Genomic DNA, 18,570 nt, shown 5'->3' on the forward strand with positions numbered 1-18,570 from the left:
CGCTGCGTTCAGGGCCGTTCGCTCAGCACCTGGGCGGTGGCCAGCGGCAGAAACTCGGCCAGCTTGGCGCGGATCTCGTCTTCGGTGTAGCGGCCGTGGAAGTCCTCCGCGACCTTGCGCACCACCTGGCGGTACCCCGGCTCCGCCAGATCGAGGGAGATCAGGCCGGTGGCGTATTCCTCAGCCGCGGTGCCGGACTTGCCAAGCTGCTCCGCCGCCCAGCGGCCAAGCATCCGGGTGCAGAGGGCGCGGGCGTTGAACCGCTTTGCCTCGTCATGGGCGAAACGGTCTTCGAAGGCTTTCTCCCGCTCGTTGAATAGCGTCATCGGGGCTCCTCTTTCGTGTCTGTCTGCGTCAAGGGCTATCCAATAGATATGTAGCGGTTTTGCGCAGCCTCAAGCGCAGCGGAGACGGGTGCCAGGCGGAGGTCCTCCAGGGCGCCGGCCGCCAGCGCTGCCCCGCGCGCCACGGGCCGCGCTTGCGGCGATGCCACCCTTGCACTATGAGAGCGGCATGGACCCGCGCCGGATTCCCGGCCTGCACCCCGAAAGGCATTTCATGGCACGTCGCAAGAAGATCTACGAAGGCAAGGCCAAGACCCTCTATGAAGGCCCGGAGCCCGGCACCATCGTCCAGTATTTCAAGGACGACGCCACTGCCTTCAACGCCGAGAAGCGCGACGTGATCGAGGGCAAGGGGGTGCTGAACAACCTGCTGAGCGAGTTCTTCATGCTGGGGCTGGGCCAGGTCGGCGTGCCCACGCATTTCCTGAAGCGGCTCAACATGCGCGAGCAGCTGGTGCGCAGCTGCGAGATCATCCCGCTCGAGGTCATCGTGCGCAACTACGCGGCGGGCAGCATCTCCAAGCGGCTCGGCCTCGAGGAGGGCACCCAGCTGCCTCGGCCGATCGTGGAATACTGCTACAAGGACGACGCGCTTGGCGATCCGCTGGTGACCGAAGAGCATATCGCCGCCTTCGGCTGGGCCAGCCAGCAGGACATGGACGACATCCTGAGCCTGGCGCTGCGGGTCAATGATTTCCTCTCCGGCGTGATGCTGGCGGTGGGCATCCGCCTGGTCGACTTCAAGATCGAGATCGGCCGCATCTACGACGGCGACTTCCAGCGCCTGGTGGTGGCGGATGAGATCAGCCCCGACAGCTGCCGCCTGTGGGACATCAAGACCGGCCAGAAGCTCGACAAGGACGTGTTCCGCCGCGATCTCGGCAGCCTGACCGATGCCTACTCCGAGGTGGCGCGGCGGCTGGGCGTGATGCCGAACAACCCGCCCGCGCCGGGCAAGCCGACGCTGGTGAACTGACATAGGGACCCGCCCGCCTGACCGCGGCGCGGGTCCTTGAGTATTTTTGCAAAGAAGAAGCCCGGACGGGGCTTTGCCATCGAAACCTGAGGGAAGACGCGATGAAGGCACGGGTGCATGTGATGCTGAAGAACGGGGTTCTGGATCCGCAGGGCGAGGCGGTGCGCCACGCGCTTGGCGCCCTGGGCTTCGACAAGGTCGATGGCGTGCGCCAGGGCAAGGTGATCGACCTGCAGCTGGCCGCGGGCGCGACCGAGGCAGATGTGACCGAGATGTGCGAGAAGCTGCTCGCCAACACCGTGATCGAATCCTACAGCATCGAGATGCAGGGATGAAGGCGGCGGTTGTAGTCTTTCCGGGCTCGAACTGCGACCGCGACCTGGCGGTCGCCTTCGAGCAGGCCGGTTTCGACGTCTCCATGGTCTGGCACAAGGACAGCGCGCTGCCCGAGGGCATCGATATCGTCGGCGTGCCGGGCGGCTTCTCCTATGGCGACTACCTGCGCTGCGGCGCCATCGCGGCGCAATCGCCGATCTGCAAGGCGGTGGTGGAGCACACCGGCCGCGGCGGCTATGCCATCGGCATCTGCAACGGTTTCCAGATCCTGACCGAAACCGGCGTGCTGCCAGGGGCGCTGCTGCGAAATGCCGGGATCAAGTACATCTGCCGCACGGTGGATCTTGAGGTCGCGACCGCGGACAGCGTTTTCACTTCCGGCTACGGGAAGGGCCAGGTGATCGGCGTGCCGATCGCGCATCACGACGGCAACTACTACGCCGATGCGGAAACCGTGGCCGCGCTGCAGGACCAGGACCGCGTCGCCTTCACCTACGCCGGGAACCCCAACGGATCGGTTGCGGATATCGCCGGGATCCTTTCGGAAAACCGCCGTGTGCTGGGCATGATGCCGCATCCCGAACGGGCGGCGGATGATGGCCACGGCGGCACCGACGGGGCGGCAGTGTTCCGCGCATTGGCTGGAATCGTCACTGCGGCATGACTTGAGACTGCGGGGCGGCCGCAATAGGTATAGTCCCATGACCGCCCCGCGAACCGACCCGCCGAAATCCGGCCCGTCCAAATCCGGACCGAAGGCGCGTTCGCGTACGATTTCGTGGCGGGCGCGGCTGGCGCTTGCGCTGTTCCTGCTGATCGCCGCGGTTACTGTCTGGACCACCAACCGCGCGCTCACCCACCGCTTCACCGAAAGCACCCGCAACCGGGCTGAGCTGCGGCTGGCGCTCTACTCCGGGAACCTGCTGAGCGAGCTGCGCCGCCACGCCATCGTGCCGCAGCTGCTCGCGCGCGACCAGACTCTGATCTCGGCGCTGCAATCCAACGATTTCTCGCTGTCGACCCAGCGCCTGATCTCCTTTGTCGACGAGATCGGCGCAGCCTCGATCATGCTGCTGGCCAGCGACGGCCGCACTGTCGCCGCCACCGACCGCAACCGGCTGGGCGAAAGCCACCGCAACGCCGCCTATTTCGTCGACGCGGTGCGCGCCAAGTCCACCGTCTTCTCGGTGATCCCGCGCGAGGTCGGCGGCTACCGCTTCACCTATTCCCGCCGGGTGGTGGATGGCTCCGGCGTTCTGGGGGCGATCGTAGTGGAGGTCGACCTGCAGAAGTTCGAACGCGCCTGGGCCGGCATTTCGGACGCGGTGATGGTGAGTGACAGCACAGGCACCATCATCCTTGCCACCGAGGCGCGCTGGCGCGGCCGTTCGGAAGCGGCGGCGCTGCGCCAGCAGACCCCGGAGGGCGCGATTCAGCGCGCGATCCGCGCCACCACCGACTGGACCGCGCTGCCCGCCGATGCATACCTGCAGGGCGAGGCGGTGATGCGGCTGGAAACCCGCATTCCCTTCCAGGGCTGGCGCATGGCCTCCTTCACCACCTATGCTTCGATCCGCGAGAAGGTGAATGGGGTGCTGGCGCTGGAAATCATGGGATTCGCCATCCTTCTGGCGCTCGCCTTCTATGCTCTGAGCCGCAAGACGGCGCTGCGGATGGCGCTGTTCCAGCGCGAGTCGGCGGAGCTTCGCGTATTGAATGCCCGCTTGCAGCGGGAAATTGCCGAGCGCGAGCGCATGCAGAAGACCCTCGCGGTGGCCGAGCAGAGCCTGGCGCAGAGCTCGAAACTCGCCGCCCTGGGCGAGATGTCGGCGGCGGTCAGCCACGAGCTGAACCAGCCCCTTGCGGCGATGAAAACCTACCTTGCAGGCGCCCGCCTGCTGCTCAACCGCAACCGCCCGGAGGAGGCGCTCGCGTCCTTTGGCCGGATTGACGACCTGATCGAGCGCATGGGCGCGATCACCCGGCAGCTGAAGTCCTACGCGCGCAAGGGCGGCGACACGTTCAAGCCTGTAAACCTTGGCGATGCGCTTGCTTCGAGCCTGTCGATGATGGAGCCGCAGCTGCGCCAGCGGCACGTGAAAATTACCCGCATCCTGCCGGAAGAACCTGTTATGGTGATGGGCGACCGGATGCGGCTGGAACAGGTGATGGTCAACCTCTTGCGCAATGCGCTCGACGCCACCAAATCTGTCGCGGATCCCGAAGTGGAGATCCTGCTCGCAGCCGGTGAGACGGCAACGCTGTCGGTACGCGACAACGGCGACGGGATCGAGGATTTCGACAATCTGTTCGAGCCTTTCTACACCACCAAGCAGCCCGGCGACGGGGTCGGCTTGGGGCTTGCCATCTCCTCGGGGATCGTTAACGACCTCGGGGGACGGCTGACCGCCCGCAACGGCCAGAACGGCGGCGCGGTCTTCGAGATGCAATTGCCGATCCTTGCGGATGGTATCGAGGCTGCGGAATGACGCGGTATGAAGTTTAGGAGTGAGCGCGCATGGCACAGGCTATGAAAATCGCGATCGTTGATGATGAACAGGACATGCGCCAGTCGATCAGCCAGTGGCTGGCGCTGTCGGGCTATGACACTGAAACCTTCGCCAGCGCCGAGGACGCGCTGAAGGTTCTGGGGCCGGATTACCCGGGCATCGTGATTTCCGACATCAAGATGCCGGGCATGGACGGCATGCAGTTCCTGAAGAAGCTGATGGGCACCGACTCCGCGCTGCCGGTGATCATGATCACCGGCCACGGCGATGTGCCGATGGCGGTGGAAGCGATGCGCATGGGTGCTTTCGACTTCCTGGAAAAGCCCTTCAACCCCGATCGCATGTCGGAGCTCGCCAAACGCGCCGCCGCGACCCGGCGGCTGACGCTCGACAACCGGGCGCTCCGGCGCGAGCTCTCGGACGGCGGCCAGATCATGAAGAAGCTCATCGGCCAGAGCCCGGTGATGGAGCGCCTGCGGGAGGATATCCTCGACCTCGGCCAGGCCGACGGCCACGTGCTGATCGATGGCGAAACCGGCACCGGCAAGACACTGGTCGCCCATGCGCTGCACGCGGTCGGCAGCCGCGCGGGCAAGAAGTTCGTGCTGATCTCCTGTGCCGCGATGGAGGAGGATGCCCTCTCCAAGCGCCTGTTCGGGCCGGTGATGCCGGAGGACAGCATGCTGCCCGCGGTGGAAGAGGCGCGCGGCGGCACTCTCGTGCTCGAGGATATCGAAGCGCTGAGCGAAACGCTGCAGGCCAAGCTGCTGAACGTGATCAACGAGCAGGGCATGCCCGGCGAAACCCGCATCATCGCGATCTCCAACCTGCAGGAGGCGGGCAAGACCTGCGAGGATGTGCTGCGTCCGGACCTGTTTTACCGCCTCGCGGCGCTGCGCATCACCGTGCCGCCGCTGCGCCAGCGCGGCGAGGACATTCTGACGCTGTTCACCCGCCTGAGCGAGCAGTTCGCCGATGAATACGGCTGCGAAACCCCGCAGGTGAGCGCCCAGGAGGCGGCGCAGCTCCTGCAGGCGCCCTGGCCGGGCAATGTCCGCCAGCTCATCAACATCGCCGAACGCGCGGTCCTGCAGTCGCGCCGCGGGTCGGGCACCATTGCCTCGCTGCTGATGTCAGATCACGAGGAGATGCAGCCGGTGATGACCACCGAAGGCAAGCCGCTGAAAGAATATGTGGAAGCTTTCGAGCGCATGCTGATCGACAACACCATGCGGCGCCACAAGGGCTCGATCGCCAGCGTGATGGACGAGCTCTGCTTGCCGCGCCGCACCTTGAACGAGAAGATGGCCAAATACGGCCTGCAGCGTTCGGACTACCTCGGCTGAACGGCTCCGCCCGGCTCCTGCGCCCGTTTGCCGGCGCGGGAAACGGGCCGGAAATCACCCATTTTGCGAGCCGGAATTCACGCGGAGTTCCGGCCATTTCCGCACGCGGCGGACTGACCCTGCGCCGAACCGGTTCGGGGCAGGGGGCTTCAGGTATAATTTACCTTTCTTCCGCCGGCTCCCGGCGCGCAGCAAATTCGCCGCTACTGGGCACGAATGGCCATTGTCATTACATGTCCACAGGCTTTATGCTGGCCGGCAGGCAGGCAGCCGCCCCGCGGTCCGCCTGACCCGAAGAGTTTCGCTGGCGTTGGCTTTTGCCCGGCACAATCCGAGAAAGTCCAAGGCCAGACCGATAGGCCCCGCACCGCGGGGCAGTTTAGCGCCCGGGCCGGTTTGCCGGCTCAGGGATAACAGGGCAGGTATCGGGGGCAGCCCCGCCTGCCGGAGAAGAACCGCGATGACGCGCGCGAGAGCGAACAGCATTGAGGCAGGAAGGCCGGGCATGGACCCCGGGACCACCCGCTGCAACGCGCCGTCACTTATCGCCCGGACAAGACACCTCGCCTCACGCGCGCGGCCGCCTGGCAACAGCCGGGCTGCGGGCGTTCAGGTCAGGTGCATCAAGGACTCATGGCCAAGAAAATGCTTATCGATGCCACCCACGCGGAAGAGACCCGCGTTGTGGTGGTCGATGGAAACAAGGTTGAGGAATTCGACTTTGAATCCGACAACAAACGCCAGCTGGCTGGCAACATCTACCTCGCAAAGGTAACCCGGGTCGAACCCTCGCTGCAGGCGGCCTTCGTCGACTACGGCGGCAACCGCCACGGCTTCCTGGCGTTCTCGGAGATCCATCCCGACTATTACCAGATTCCGGTCGCTGACCGCGAAGCGCTGATGGAAGAGGAGCGCGCCTACGCCGAGGCGATGCGCGCCCGCGATGAGGAGGAAGAGACTCCGAAACCGGCGAAGTCCGGCCGCAGCCGCACGCGTTCGAAGCCGCGCAGCACCGCCAAGGCGGAGAAACTCGCGAGCGAGGACGCGGTGGAAACCCTTGAGATTGAGGGCGGCGCGGAGGCAGAAGCCGGCCAGCCCGCCGAGATCGCGGGCATGGAGACCATCGACCTCGACACGGACGGCACCGCTGCCGAAGAGCCCGCCGCACTGGCCGAAGTGCCGGAAGAGGGCAGCTCGCCGATGGAGAGCGTCGCAGAAACCCCGGTCGAGGAACCGCTGGGTGACGACGCAGCCGGAGCGGCTGAGGACGGCACGGACGTGGTTGAAGCCGCAGCTCCGGAAGAGAGCGCTGATGCAGACGCAGGCAAAGACGGCAACGGCTCCGAGGATAACGGGGACGAGACCGGCCGCGCCGATGCCGCCGACAAGGATGAGACCATCGAATCCGTCGCCGACGAGGACGACAGCGAGGACATCCGCCCGCCCCGCAAACCGCGTCCGCGCCGCTACAAGATCCAGGAAGTGATCAAGGTGCGCCAGGTTCTGCTGGTGCAGGTCGTGAAGGAAGAGCGCGGCAACAAGGGTGCCGCTCTCACCACCTACCTGTCGCTGGCGGGCCGCTACTGTGTGCTGATGCCCAACACCGCCCGCGGCGGCGGCATCTCCCGCAAGATCACCAATGCCGTGGACCGCAAGAAGCTCAAGGACATCGCCGCCGAGCTCGACGTGCCCAAGGGCGCGGGCCTGATCGTGCGCACCGCCGGTGCCAAGCGCACCAAATCCGAGATCAAACGCGACTATGAATACCTGCAGCGGCTCTGGGAGCAGATCCGCGAGCTCACGCTGCAATCCATCGCGCCCGCCAAGATCTACGAGGAAGGCGACCTCATCAAGCGCTCGATCCGCGACCTCTACAGCCGCGAGATCGACGAGGTTCTGGTGGAAGGCGAACGCGGCTACCGCATCGCCAAGGACTTCATGAAAATGATCATGCCGTCCCACGCCAAAAACGTGAAGCACTACCAGGACCCGCTGCCGCTGTTCGCCCGGTTCCAGGTGGAAAGCTACCTCGGCGGCATGTTCAACCCGACCGTGCAGCTGAAATCCGGCGGCTATATCGTGATCGGCGTGACCGAAGCGCTGGTGGCGATCGACGTGAACTCCGGACGGGCCACAAAGGAAGGCTCGATCGAGGAAACCGCGCTCAAGACCAACCTGGAAGCCGCCGAAGAGGTGGCCCGCCAGCTGCGCCTGCGCGACCTTGCCGGGCTGATCGTGATCGACTTCATCGACATGGACGAGCGCAAGAACAACGCTGCTGTCGAAAAACGCATGAAGGACAAGCTGAAGACCGACCGCGCCCGCATCCAGGTGGGCCGGATCTCGGGTTTCGGCCTGATGGAAATGTCGCGCCAGCGTCTGCGCCCCGGCATGATCGAGGCCACCACCGCACCGTGCCCGCATTGCCACGGCACCGGCCTGATTCGCTCCGACGACTCGATGGCGCTGTCGATCCTGCGCCAGATCGAGGAAGAGGGCACCCGCCGCCGCTCGCGCGAAGTGCTGGTGCGCTGCCCCGTCTCGATTGCCAACTACCTGATGAACCAGAAGCGCGAACACATCGCCCAGATCGAGGCGCGTTACGGCCTGTCCGTGCGCATCGAGGGTGACGCGCATCTGGTGAGCCCCGACTTCACGCTGGAGAAGTTCAAGACCGCCTCCCGCATAGTGCCGGTGGCCACGGCGCCGGTGGTCTCGGTCGACATGTCGATCATGGACCAGGTCGATGCCGAGGAAGACATCGCCGCCGAAGCGGAGGAGGAGGCAGTCCCCGCCGCCAAGCCGGAGGAGACCGCCGCCGAGCCGGATCAGGACGAGACCAAACCGAAGCGCAAGCGCCGCCGCCGCCGCCGCAAGAAGTCCGGAGCGGGTGAGCAGGAGCAGACGCAGGACCAGGACGAGAGCCAGCAGGAGACAGCTGACGCCGCCGCGCCTGCGGATGCTGCCGCCGAAGCCGAGGCCGGGGAGACTGCTCAGCACGCCGCTGCGGAGAATGCCGGCGGCGAGGCGGAAACGCCCGCCAAGCCCGAGAAGAAGACCCGCACCCGGACCCGCAGCCGCTCGCGCAAGCCCAAGGAGGAGCCGGCCGGGGCAGCCGCAGAGGAGGCCGCTCCCGCAGACGCGGCAGAGGACGCTCCGGCCGCAGACGCGGCCGTGCCCGCGGCAGAGGCTGAGACCCCGGCGGACTCCGAAGCCGGGCCCGCCGCCGCCGGGACCGCCGTGGAACCCGCGGCGGAACCCGTGGCGGAAGCTGGACCGGCTGCGGACCCGGTGGCGAATGCCGCTTCGGCAGAGGAACGGAAAGCGGCTGAAACTCCCGCGGAAGAATCTGTCGCCGCTGAGGCGCAGCCTGCCGAGGCGGAGGCAGACCAGCCGGAACAGGCAGCCGAACCGGTGGCAGAAGCGGCTGAGGAAGCAGAGCCGGACGCGGAGCAGCAACCGGAACCTGAACCCGCCCTGGCTGAAGCGGAGGCTGCGCCGGAACCGGCATCTCCTGCCAAGCCGAAGCGCCGCGGCTGGTGGTCGGCCAGCTGAGCCAGGCTGACAGATAGCGTACAAAAGGCAGGCCATCCGGCCTGCCTTTTTCGTTCTGAACTGCAGCCGCTGCGCCTGGTGCCCGTTTCCCGGCGCGGGAAACGGCCCGGAAAACACGCGTTTTCCGAGCCGGAATTCCGGCGGAATTCCGGGGCTCCTGGCTGCCGGTAAAGGAAGTTCAGCGGCCTCAGCCGCCTTTGCGGATCAGATAGATCTGGTGGCCTTCGGCCTCCCGGTGGCCAAGAAACTCGTGGCCTGCCTCATTACAGAAGTGGGGCACGTCCACCACCGCTGCCGGATCATCCGCCAGCAGTTCCAGCACCGCCCCCGGCGCCAGGGATTTCAGCCGCTTGCGGGCCTTCAGCACCGGCAGCGGGCAGAGCAGGCCGATGGCATCCAAAGTCTCGTTGATCTCGCTCATAACCCGCAGATATGACGGATATTTCATCCTGTCCACAAGGATGTGACCACAGGGCCCAGTGACCTTGTGCGCGGGGTGGCTTATGGCTGGGGCATGTTTGGAATCGAGATCATCGACGCAGGGCTGCTCCCTGCCATGTTCGTGGCGCTGATCGGCGGGCTGATCAGCTTCCTGTCGCCCTGCGTGCTGCCCATCGTGCCGCCTTACCTGGCCTATATGAGCGGTGTTTCCATCAACGAGATCCAGGGAACCACGGCGGCCCGGCGCAAGGCGGTGCTGGCGGCGCTGTTCTTTGTCCTGGGGCTTTCCACCGTGTTCCTGCTGCTCGGCTTCACCGCTTCCGCCTTCGGTGCCTTCGTGCTGCAGAACCAGGAGCTGTTTGCTCAGGTCTCGGGCGTGGTGGTGATTGTCTTCGGCCTGCATTTCCTCTCGGTCTTCCGCATTCCGCTCCTGGACCGCGAGGCGCGGATGGAGGCGGGACAGTCGGGCGGCTCGGCGCTTGGCGCCTATGTGCTGGGGCTGGCCTTCGCCTTCGGCTGGACCCCCTGCATCGGCCCGCAGCTGGGCGCGATCCTGTCGCTTGCCGCCTCCGAGGCCTCGGTCAGCCGCGGCACCGTGCTCTTGGGCGTCTATGCCGCGGGGCTGGGCGTGCCCTTCCTGCTGGCGGCGATGTTCCTCAACCGCTCGATGGCCTTGATGAACCGGATGAAGCGGCACATGGGCACCATCGAGAAGGTGATGGGCGGGCTTCTGGTGGTGGTCGGCGTCGCGCTCGTCACCGGGCTGTTCACCAGCTTCTCCTGGTGGCTCCTCGAAACCTTCCCGGCGCTCGCCCTGCTGGGCTGATCTGAAAGGGGCCAGCGGGCCCCTTTTTCATGCGGCGGTGGTTGTTCCTCAGCGCGGAACAAGGCCGCCAGGCCGCCGCGCATCGCAGCCGCGCCCCCACGCGGCGGCGATTTGACCGAGGCTGGGCGGTTCCTCGAGAGGGTCTACGGATTTGGCCGGGATAAACTGCCAGCTTGGACTCTTCGGGTCGCCCCCGCGCGCGCCGGCGATGCGCGGCTCCGCGCTTGGTTCCGCCGAGCCTTCTTAACCCCGGGTTGACCGCATCTCCCTTACCCTCGAGCCATCGCGCTGCTAGTCTGGCGCGGCAGGCAGAGGGCAGGGCAGGACGTGGAGCAGCAAACGGGCCGGATCGATCAGGTGCGGAGGCGCCGGGTGTTCTATATCCCGGGTTACGATCCCTTTCATCCGCGCCGCTACCGGGAGCTCTACCGCAAGGAATGCGCCGCGCAGGCCGCGGTCTCCGGCTACCGGATCGCGGTTGCCGGCAAGCCCGGTGCAGGCGGCCACGGCTGGCAGGTTGCGGCTGAGATTGAGGACGCGCCGGTGGAGGCGCAGGTCGAGGTGCTGGTCTGGTCCGACCTCGTGCGCGGCAGCATGGCGGCCTCGATCGCGGGCACCTATCTGCAACTGGCCCGCACCGCCTGGATCTATATCTCCACCGGCACGCTTAGGCAGCTGATGCGGCTGCGCAAGGGGCCGGTGATCGCGGCGCTCTACCCCTTGGCGATGCTGCTGGCGCAGGCGCTGCTGGCGCTGTTGCTGGCTTGGGGCGTCGCGCGCGGGACCGGCGCGCTGGCGGCGCTGGGTGGGGCAGGCGGCGGGATCGTGACGGCCGCAGGCTGGGCGCTGGGTCTCGCCGGCGGCTATGCGCTGTTGCGCTGGTTCAAGGCGCGCGACGGTGTTTTATTCGCCTACTACCTGATGCACGACTACGCCCATACCGCGGCCGCCCGCGGCGCCTACCCGGAGGACCTCCAGACCCGGCTGGGGGAGTTCCGCGCCGCCATCACCGCGGCGCTGGAAGACCCGGAACTGGACGAGGTGCTTGTGGTGGGCCATTCCTCCGGTGCGCATTTGGGGGTGTCGGTGCTGGCCGGGATGCTGCGCGCGGGCCTGCCCGCGGACCGCCCGGCGCTGGGGTTTCTGACGCTGGGGCAGGTGGTGCCGATGGTCTCCTTTCTGCCCGGCGCGGCGCAGCTGCGCGCGGACCTGCGGCTGCTGTCGCAGAACGCCGAGATCGCGTGGGTCGACGTCACCGCACCCGGCGACGGCTGCGCCTTCGCGCTCTGCGATCCGGTTGCGGTGAGCGGGGTTGCCACGGACGCCAAGCGCTGGCCGCTGGTGATCTCCGCCGCCTTCACCCAGACGCTCTCCCCGGCCCGCTGGAAGGCGCTGCGCTGGCGCTTTTTCCGGCTGCATTTCCAGTACCTCTGCGCCTTTGATCAGCCCGGCGATTACGACTATTTCCGTATCACCGCGGGCCCGCAGACGCTGGCCGCGCGCTTCCGCGGCCGCCAGCCCTCGAAGTCGCGCATCGACGTGCCGGTTTCGAAGTTCACATCCGTGACCGCGGAGGTGGCCGCCGAATGACAGATACCCTGCCGCCAAAACCCGCCGCGCGGCCCGGCCGCGTGCCGCTATGGCGGTATGCAAAGCTGTTCCGGCAGGACATCCTCTCGGCCCAGCCTGCGCGGCTCTACCGCGCCTGGATGGCGGAGTTCCGCACGCCCTTCTTCCGCTCCTTCCTGCTCAACCAGCCCGATCTGGTGCAGGAGGTGCTAAGGGCGCGGCCCCAGGATTTCCCGAAGTCTGACCGCATCGCCGAAGGCTTGCGGCCGCTGCTTGGCAAGTCGGTCTTCCTCACCAACGGCGCGGAGTGGCAGCGCCAGCGGCGCATCATCGACCCGGCGTTCGAAGGCGGGCGGTTGAAGCACAGCTACCCCGCGATGCGCGCTGCGGCCGACGCCGCGGTGGCGCGGCTCAGCGCCGCAAATGGCCCGGTGGAGATCGAGGCGGAGGCCTCCCACGCCGCGGCGGACGTCATCTTCCGCACGCTGTTCTCGATCCCGATCGAGCACGCGGTTGCGGCCGAGGTCTTCACCCGCTTCCGCGCCTACCAGACCAGCCAGCCGCTCCTGAACCTTGGCGCCCTGGTGCCGCTGCCGCGCTGGATCCCGCGCCTGTTCCGCCGCGGCACCCGCGCCAGCGCCGCCCGCATCCGCGCGCTGATCCAAGGCCTGGTGGCGGAGCGGCAGGCAGCCATCGCGGCAGGGGAGGCGCCGCCGGATCTTGCAACCAAGATCATGACCACCCCTGATCCGGAAACCGGCGCGCGTTTCAGCGCGGAGGAGATGGTGGATCAAGTCGCGATCTTCTTCCTCGCCGGGCACGAGACCAGCGCCTCGGCGCTGGCCTGGGCGCTCTACCTGCTGGCGCTGCACCCGGAGTGGCAGGAGCAGGTGGCGGCGGAGGCTGAGGCGCTCTCGGACGAACGCTTCGCGGCGCTGTCCCGGCTGAAGGTGAGCCGCGACGTCTTCCGCGAGGCGCTGCGGCTCTACCCGCCGGTGCCGATGATGGTGCGCGAGGCCCGCTGCCCGGAACGCTTCCGCGACCGGGAAGTGCCGAAGGGCGCGCAGCTGGTGCTCAGCCCCTGGCACCTGCACCGGCACGAGCGGCTGTGGGAAAACCCGGACGGCTTCGACCCCGCCCGCTGGGCAACGGAGAACGGCAAGCGCTGCGCGCGCGAAGCCTACATCCCGTTCTCTGCCGGCGCCCGCGTCTGCCCGGGTGCGGGATTTGCTATGGTGGAGGGGCCGCTGCTGCTGTCGATGATCCTGCGCCGGTTCCGGGTGACACCGGTAGAGGGGAAGACGCCGATTCCGGCCGCGCATCTGACCGTGCGGTCGCGAAACGGGATCTGGCTGGACCTGGCGCAGCGGGGACCCAAACTTTTCTGAAAAAAGTTTGGGCCAAAGTTTTTTTGGAAAACTTTGGCCTCAGCCCAGGCTTCAGTACCGGCCTCAGCACAGCGGCTGGATCGGCTCGTTGTTGCAGAAGATGACGACCTGATCGCCGTTGATCACCGCGTGATACCCGCGGCGCTGCAATTCCTTCTGCAGGCGGGCGAGTCCGACGTTGCGCTCCACATCGCGCAGCTTGCGCCGCACCACGCCGCCCTGGCGCGCGGCTTTCACGTCGAAAATCTGGTGCATCCAAAACTCGGGCGAAACCGGGCGAACCACATGAGCCATCCCCGCATGCTGCGGCAAACTGGTTAACGCGCCCTTAAGCGGCGCAGCACGAAGAGCCGTATGGCCGAGGCCAGCCCGCAGTCCTCGCCGCGCGCCTCGTCGATTTCTGCGGCGAGGTCGTTGATCGCGCGGCCGTCCTCGGCGGCAATCTCGCGGAAGGCCTGCCAGAAGTCCTCCTCCAGCGAAACCGAGGTGCGGTGGCCCCGCAGGGTCAGCGAATGCTTGCGCGGGCGGCTGTTCATTCGTCCTCGCGCTTGTGGCCGTCGAGGCGCCGGGTCTCCTGCGACCGCTTCGCCTTCTCCAGCTCCTTCTCCGCCTTGCTCCGGCCAAAGGCCACGGCGTTCTGGTCAGCGCGGGCCTTCTTCGCGGCCCGCGCCTTTTCCTTCCGGTACCGGTTAAGGTTGACCGGCTTGGACATCAGCCCTTGGGGCCGATCATCTGCTCGGGCCGCACCACCTTGTCGAAGGTGTCTTCGTCCACGAAGCCGAGACGGATCGCCTCTTCCTTCAGCGTGGTGCCGTTCTTGTGTGCGGTCTTGGCAACGGTGGTGGCGTTGTCATAGCCGATGGTCGGCGCCAAAGCGGTCACCAGCATCAGGCTTTCCTGCATCAGCTTCTGGATGCGCGGCTTGTTGGCCTCGATCCCGAGCAGCATGCGCTCGGTGAAGCTGTCCGCCGCATCGCCCAGGAGCTGGATCGACTGCAGCAGGTTGTAGGACATCATCGGGTTGTAGACGTTCAGCTCGAAGTGGCCCTGGCTGCCTGCAAACTTGATGGCAGCATCGTTGCCCATCACGTGCGCGGCGACCTGGGTCAGCGCCTCGGCCTGGGTCGGGTTCACCTTGCCCGGCATGATCGAGGAGCCCGGCTCATTCTCCGGCAGGATCAGCTCACCGAGGCCCGAGCGCGGGCCGGAGCCCAGGAAGCGGATGTCGTTGGCTATCTTGTAGCAGCTGCCCGCGATGGTCGCGAGCGCGCCGGAAAGGAACACCATGGCGTCATGTGCCGCAAGTGCTTCGAACTTGTTGGGCGCGGTGACGAAAGGCAGGCCGGTGATCTCCGCCATGTTGGCCGCCACGGTCTCGCCCCAGCCCGCCTGCGTGTTGAGCCCGGTGCCCACTGCGGTGCCGCCCTGCGCGAGCTCATAGATGCCGGGCATCGCCGCCTCCACCCGCGCCAGGCCCTGGCGGATCTGATGCGCGTAGCCGCCGAACTCCTGGCCCAGGGTCAGCGGGGTCGCATCCTGGGTGTGCGTGCGGCCGATCTTGATGATGTCCTTGAATTCTTCCGCCTTGGCTTCCAGTCCTTCGGCCAGCTTGGTCAGGCCGGGAACCAGCACGTCGCGCACGCTCATTGCGGTGGCGATATGCATCGCGGTCGGAAAGGTGTCGTTGGAGGACTGGCCCATGTTGCAGTGATCGTTCGGGTGCACCGGGTCCTTTGAGCCGATCTCGCCGCCGAGGATCTCGATCGCGCGGTTGGCGATCACCTCGTTCGAGTTCATGTTCGATTGGGTGCCGGAGCCGGTCTGCCATACGACCAGCGGGAAGTTGTCGTCGAACTTGCCCGCGACGACTTCGCTTGCCGCCTGGATGATCGCGTCGGCGATCTTCGCATCCAGCTTGCCCGAGGCCTTGTTTGCCATGGCACAGGCCTGCTTGATCACACCGAGCGCGCGCACGATGGCCACCGGCTGTTTTTCCCAGCCGATCGGGAAGTTCATGATCGAGCGCTGGGTCTGGGCGCCCCAGTACTTGTCAGAGGGGACCTCGAGCGGGCCGAAGCTGTCAGTTTCGGTGCGGGTAGCGGACATTCGTCTTCTCTCCGTTGAGTATGCTTTCGTATGCCGTTTAGCCTGCGCCCCGGGCCGGGACAACTGGCCAGTTGCGCGCAGCATAGTGTTTCCCTCTGCGAGGTATAGGCCGAATTCACCCAGCGGTTTTGATGCACCGGCGGAGGGGGTGCCATTGCATGCGGGTGGGCTATCTGTACCATGCGCGGGCACGGGATCGCGCAGCGGCGCGGAAGAGGAGGAGAAGGTGCTGACCCATCTATCTGCCGGCCGCCTGCCGGCCGCCGGAATGGTCCGGGCGGGCGGAATCCGCAGGGCTGCCGTTATGGCGCTGGCCCTGCTGGCTCTGCTGTTCTTGGCTCCGGTGGTGCGGGCCGATATTTCCGCCTTTGCCGGCGAGTACAGCGGCAGTGCCGAGGTGGTCAAACCCGGCGGCAAGACCGAGCCGCGGGACATGAGCGTGGTGATCCGTGAGAGCAAGGACGGCTTCACCCTGCGCTGGACCTCGGTCACGATCAAAAGCGACGGCCGCCGCAAGGCCAAGACCTACGAGATTACCTTCCAACCCAGTGGCCGCGGCGATGTCTACGCGGCAGCGATGACGCGCAATGTCTTTGGCCATGCGGTGCAGCTGGACCCGATGAAGGGTGAGCCCTATGTCTGGGCGCGCATTGCGGGCGATACGCTCACCGTCTTTTCGCTCTTCGTAGCGGATAACGGCGACTATGAAATGCAGCAATACGACCGCACACTGGCCCCGGGAGGGCTGGAACTGGTCTATTCCTCGCACCGCAACGGTATTCCGATGCGGGTCCTGCAGACCTTCCTGAAACGGAACTGACGGGCCGGTACCGTCACGCTGTCACCTGGGCCCAAGCCCGGCCGCAGTCTGCGCCGGCTGCACAAATGGCGCGGTGGAGCTCACTGCTTTGATCGCTGTGCCGGCGGCGAGGCGGTTCGGAAAGAAGGAGAAAAGCCGTTCATCGCCGCCGCGCCGGCGGCGCGTATCTGCCTTCGTGTTTCTTCCGCAGCGGCGGCACGCATAGCGGCGTCGCAGCAATGATTTGCGGCCGGCGGAAGCCTGTGCCACATTGCGCTGCAGCCTTGAAAAAAGGCAGCCCTGCGGCTGCCTTCCCTGCTGAAACGCGGCCTATCTCCGGCGCCCGGCCGGGCGCCCGCCTTACTTGCGGAAACTGTCGAGCGAGACCACGTCTGCGTCCTTCTTGGGCGCAGGCTGTGCCTCGGCACTCTCGGGCCCGTCCTCCAGCTCGAACTCCTCGTCAGAGTCGTCGTCGTCCTCATCAGCGGACTCAAAGCGCAGCCCGAACTCCACCGACGGGTCCACGAAAGTGCGGATGGCATCGTAAGGGATATAGAGCGGCTCCGGCGAATCGCCGAAGTTCAGGGTGACGGCAAAACCGTCCTCGTCCACCGTCAGGTTGTCGAACCAATGCTGCATCACCACCGTCATTTCGCCCGGGTAGCGGTCGGACAGCCAGTCGGCCAGCTCCACGTCCGGATGGCCGGTGTCGAAGGTGATGAAGAAGTGATGGGTGCCGGGCAGGCCGTTCTCGGCCACGTCCTGCAGCACGGTGCGGATCAGGCCGCGCATGGCGGCATGCATCAGGTTGCCGTAATCAATTTCGCGGGACATCCAGTTACCCTTTGTTCCTTTGGTCTCAGCATAGGGTGTTTTGCCGGAAACTAAAGGGCGGCGAAATGGCATTTGAAATTATTTTTGCCCGCATGCCCAAGTCCGCCACCCCTGCGCCGCACGGCTGAACGTCGCGCCGCAGTTAGCTGATCGCAAAGGGAAATTCCCCCAGTGCAAGGCCCGCACCCGCCATCAGGGGCAGCAGAAGCAGCAGGTTGCCGCGCACCAGAAGGGCTGCCAGCGGCGCCAGCAGCACGAGGACCAGCGCCTGCCAGTCCAGGCTGGGCCAGACCGGCACCGGCATGTGCAGCGGACCCGCGCCGGCAATCGCGGTTTCGCCAAAGACCACATGCAGAGCGAACCAGACGGAGAGGTTCAGGATCACTCCCGCAACCGCCGCGGTCACCGCCTTCAGCGCGGCGCCGAGCCGCGGGTGGGAGGCGATGCGCTCGACGTAAGGTGCCGCGGTGAAGATCCAGAGGAAGCAGGGCACAAACGTGGCCCAGAGCGCCACCGCTCCGGCGGCGAGGAACATCCCCGTGCCGCCGTTCTGCAGCCCGGCCAGCATGGCAACGAACTGGGTGACCAGGATCAGCGGCCCCGGCGTGGTCTCGGCCAGCCCCAGCGCGTCGATCATCTGCCCGGCGCTGATCCAGCCGTACTGGCTCACAACCGTCTGGCTGACGTAGGCAAGCACCGCGTAGGCGCCGCCGAAGGTGACCACCGCCAGCTTGGCAAAGAACCAGCCGATGCTGGCAAGGAAACTCTGTCCGGCAGCGCTGAGTCCAATCAGCGGCAGCAGCCACAGCCCGCCCCAGAGCGCGATGGTGGCAAGCGTCTGCCGGAGCCGGAAGGGCGCGGCCCCGGCAGGCTCCGGCACGGCGGCACCGCCGCGGATCAGCCCCGCCAGCGCCGCCGCTGCCACCACCAGCGGGAAGGGCAGGTTGAACAGGAACAGAGCCGCAAAGCCGAAGCCCGCCAGCGCCCAGGCCATCCGACCGTGCAGCGCCTTGCCCGCCAGCCGCCTGAGCGCCTGAAGGATGATCAGCACCACCGCCGCCTTGATCCCGAGGAAGGCCGATTGTACCGCGGGCAGCGTGCCGTAGGCGGCGTAAAGCCAGACCAGAACGGCAATTACCGCCGCGCCCGGCAGCACGAAAAGAAGCCCCGCCAGCAGCCCGCCCGGCACGCCGCGCATCCGCCAGCCGGCATAAGCTGCCAGCTGCATCGCCTCCGGCCCCGGCAGCAGCATGCAGAAAGATAGCCCGCGCAGGAAACCGTCCTCGCTGAGCCAGCGGCGGTCTTCGGTCAGCTCGCGGTGCATTACCGCGATCTGCGCCGCCGGGCCGCCGAAGCTGAGGATCCCGATGCGGCCGAAAACCCGCAGCATCTCGCCCCAGGCGGGACGCGGCGGCGCGCCCGCTCCGGCTGCGGAAGGGCCTTCGGGCCCTGCGGATTGAGTGTTTCCCATCGTGGCCTCCTGCTTGCGGGCGCGGGGTGAGCAGAGCAGCCATAGGCCAGACGTTTGCGGGGGTCAAAC

The 18,570-nt window shown here is 66.6% G+C and carries 18 protein-coding genes; 10 read left to right on the forward strand and 8 right to left on the reverse strand.

Annotated features, from left to right (window positions below; genetic code table 11):
- Positions 1-8: 8 nt before the first annotated feature.
- A complete protein-coding gene (locus ACOHWE_RS01735) occupies positions 9-326 on the reverse strand; it encodes a DUF1476 domain-containing protein (protein WP_420663659.1) in 318 nt (105 codons plus the stop codon).
- 232 nt (positions 327-558) lie between these two features.
- Between ACOHWE_RS01735 and purC the strand changes: the two genes are divergently transcribed.
- From purC to ACOHWE_RS01765, 6 genes are all read left to right on the forward strand, one after another.
- The gene (purC, locus tag ACOHWE_RS01740; RefSeq protein WP_420663660.1) at positions 559-1,320 is read left to right on the forward strand and encodes a phosphoribosylaminoimidazolesuccinocarboxamide synthase; all 762 of its coding nucleotides are present in this window, start codon (positions 559-561) and stop codon (positions 1,318-1,320) included.
- Between the two features lie 101 nt (positions 1,321-1,421).
- On the forward strand, positions 1,422-1,655 hold the full coding sequence (gene purS, locus ACOHWE_RS01745; protein WP_420663661.1) for a phosphoribosylformylglycinamidine synthase subunit PurS: 234 nt from the start codon (positions 1,422-1,424) through the stop codon (positions 1,653-1,655).
- On the forward strand, positions 1,652-2,320 hold the full coding sequence (purQ, locus tag ACOHWE_RS01750) for a phosphoribosylformylglycinamidine synthase subunit PurQ (RefSeq protein ID WP_420663662.1): 669 nt from the start codon (positions 1,652-1,654) through the stop codon (positions 2,318-2,320). Before purS ends, purQ begins: the two co-directional genes overlap by 4 nt.
- Before the next feature lie 37 nt (positions 2,321-2,357).
- Entirely contained in the window at positions 2,358-4,145 is a 1,788-nt protein-coding gene (locus ACOHWE_RS01755; RefSeq protein ID WP_420663663.1) for an ATP-binding protein, read from the forward strand.
- A 29-nt stretch (positions 4,146-4,174) separates the two neighbouring features.
- Positions 4,175-5,512, forward strand: a complete 1,338-nt coding sequence (locus ACOHWE_RS01760; RefSeq protein WP_420663664.1) for a sigma-54-dependent transcriptional regulator — start codon at positions 4,175-4,177, stop codon at positions 5,510-5,512.
- 633 nt (positions 5,513-6,145) lie between these two features.
- A complete protein-coding gene (locus ACOHWE_RS01765; RefSeq protein WP_420663665.1) occupies positions 6,146-9,067 on the forward strand; it encodes an Rne/Rng family ribonuclease in 2,922 nt (973 codons plus the stop codon).
- A gap of 187 nt (positions 9,068-9,254) precedes the next feature.
- Here ACOHWE_RS01765 and ACOHWE_RS01770 read toward each other — a convergent pair whose 3' ends face one another.
- Entirely contained in the window at positions 9,255-9,488 is a 234-nt protein-coding gene (locus tag ACOHWE_RS01770) for a sulfurtransferase TusA family protein (protein WP_420663666.1), read from the reverse strand.
- A gap of 93 nt (positions 9,489-9,581) precedes the next feature.
- Between ACOHWE_RS01770 and ACOHWE_RS01775 the strand changes: the two genes are divergently transcribed.
- The 3 genes from ACOHWE_RS01775 (at position 9,582) to ACOHWE_RS01785 (ending at position 13,291) form a co-directional block, all read left to right on the forward strand.
- Positions 9,582-10,334, forward strand: coding sequence for a cytochrome c biogenesis CcdA family protein (locus tag ACOHWE_RS01775; protein WP_420664655.1), 753 nt, complete (start codon positions 9,582-9,584; stop codon positions 10,332-10,334).
- A 372-nt stretch (positions 10,335-10,706) separates the two neighbouring features.
- Positions 10,707-11,924: a hypothetical protein gene (locus ACOHWE_RS01780; RefSeq protein ID WP_420663667.1), complete on the forward strand. Its 1,218-nt coding sequence runs from the start codon at positions 10,707-10,709 to the stop codon at positions 11,922-11,924.
- The gene (locus ACOHWE_RS01785; RefSeq protein WP_420663668.1) at positions 11,921-13,291 is read left to right on the forward strand and encodes a cytochrome P450; all 1,371 of its coding nucleotides are present in this window, start codon (positions 11,921-11,923) and stop codon (positions 13,289-13,291) included. Before ACOHWE_RS01780 ends, ACOHWE_RS01785 begins: the two co-directional genes overlap by 4 nt.
- A gap of 63 nt (positions 13,292-13,354) precedes the next feature.
- On the opposite strand, the gene ACOHWE_RS01790 is transcribed toward ACOHWE_RS01785, so the two are convergent.
- The 4 genes from ACOHWE_RS01790 to fumC are packed head-to-tail and all read right to left on the reverse strand — an operon-like array spanning position 13,355 to position 15,397.
- Positions 13,355-13,585 (reverse strand): N-(5'-phosphoribosyl)anthranilate isomerase, encoded by a 231-nt coding sequence (locus ACOHWE_RS01790; RefSeq protein WP_420663669.1) that lies wholly within the window; start codon positions 13,583-13,585, stop codon positions 13,355-13,357.
- Positions 13,586-13,608: 23 nt separating this feature from the next.
- Positions 13,609-13,827, reverse strand: a complete 219-nt coding sequence (locus tag ACOHWE_RS01795; RefSeq protein ID WP_420663670.1) for a ribbon-helix-helix domain-containing protein — start codon at positions 13,825-13,827, stop codon at positions 13,609-13,611.
- Positions 13,824-14,003, reverse strand: coding sequence for a DUF4169 family protein (locus ACOHWE_RS01800; protein WP_420663671.1), 180 nt, complete (start codon positions 14,001-14,003; stop codon positions 13,824-13,826). The genes ACOHWE_RS01795 and ACOHWE_RS01800 overlap by 4 nt, the downstream gene beginning before the upstream one ends.
- Positions 14,003-15,397, reverse strand: coding sequence for a class II fumarate hydratase (fumC, locus tag ACOHWE_RS01805; RefSeq protein WP_420663672.1), 1,395 nt, complete (start codon positions 15,395-15,397; stop codon positions 14,003-14,005). Before fumC ends, ACOHWE_RS01800 begins: the two co-directional genes overlap by 1 nt.
- A 304-nt stretch (positions 15,398-15,701) precedes the next feature.
- On the opposite strand from fumC, the gene ACOHWE_RS01810 reads away from it, so the two are divergent.
- Complete coding sequence (locus tag ACOHWE_RS01810; RefSeq protein ID WP_420663673.1) at positions 15,702-16,217, forward strand: hypothetical protein; 516 nt, start codon at positions 15,702-15,704, stop codon at positions 16,215-16,217.
- A 339-nt stretch (positions 16,218-16,556) separates the two neighbouring features.
- On the opposite strand, the gene ACOHWE_RS01815 is transcribed toward ACOHWE_RS01810, so the two are convergent.
- Together ACOHWE_RS01815 and chrA are read right to left on the reverse strand one after the other, a co-directional pair.
- Positions 16,557-17,030, reverse strand: a complete 474-nt coding sequence (locus ACOHWE_RS01815) for an SspB family protein (RefSeq protein WP_420663674.1) — start codon at positions 17,028-17,030, stop codon at positions 16,557-16,559.
- Positions 17,031-17,172: 142 nt separating this feature from the next.
- A complete protein-coding gene (gene chrA / locus ACOHWE_RS01820) occupies positions 17,173-18,420 on the reverse strand; it encodes a chromate efflux transporter (protein WP_420664657.1) in 1,248 nt (415 codons plus the stop codon).
- Positions 18,421-18,570: the final 150 nt, after the last annotated feature.

The sequence above is a fragment of the Cribrihabitans neustonicus genome (assembly GCF_048820895.1).
In the GTDB taxonomy this organism is placed as follows: domain Bacteria; phylum Pseudomonadota; class Alphaproteobacteria; order Rhodobacterales; family Rhodobacteraceae; genus Cribrihabitans_A; species Cribrihabitans_A neustonicus.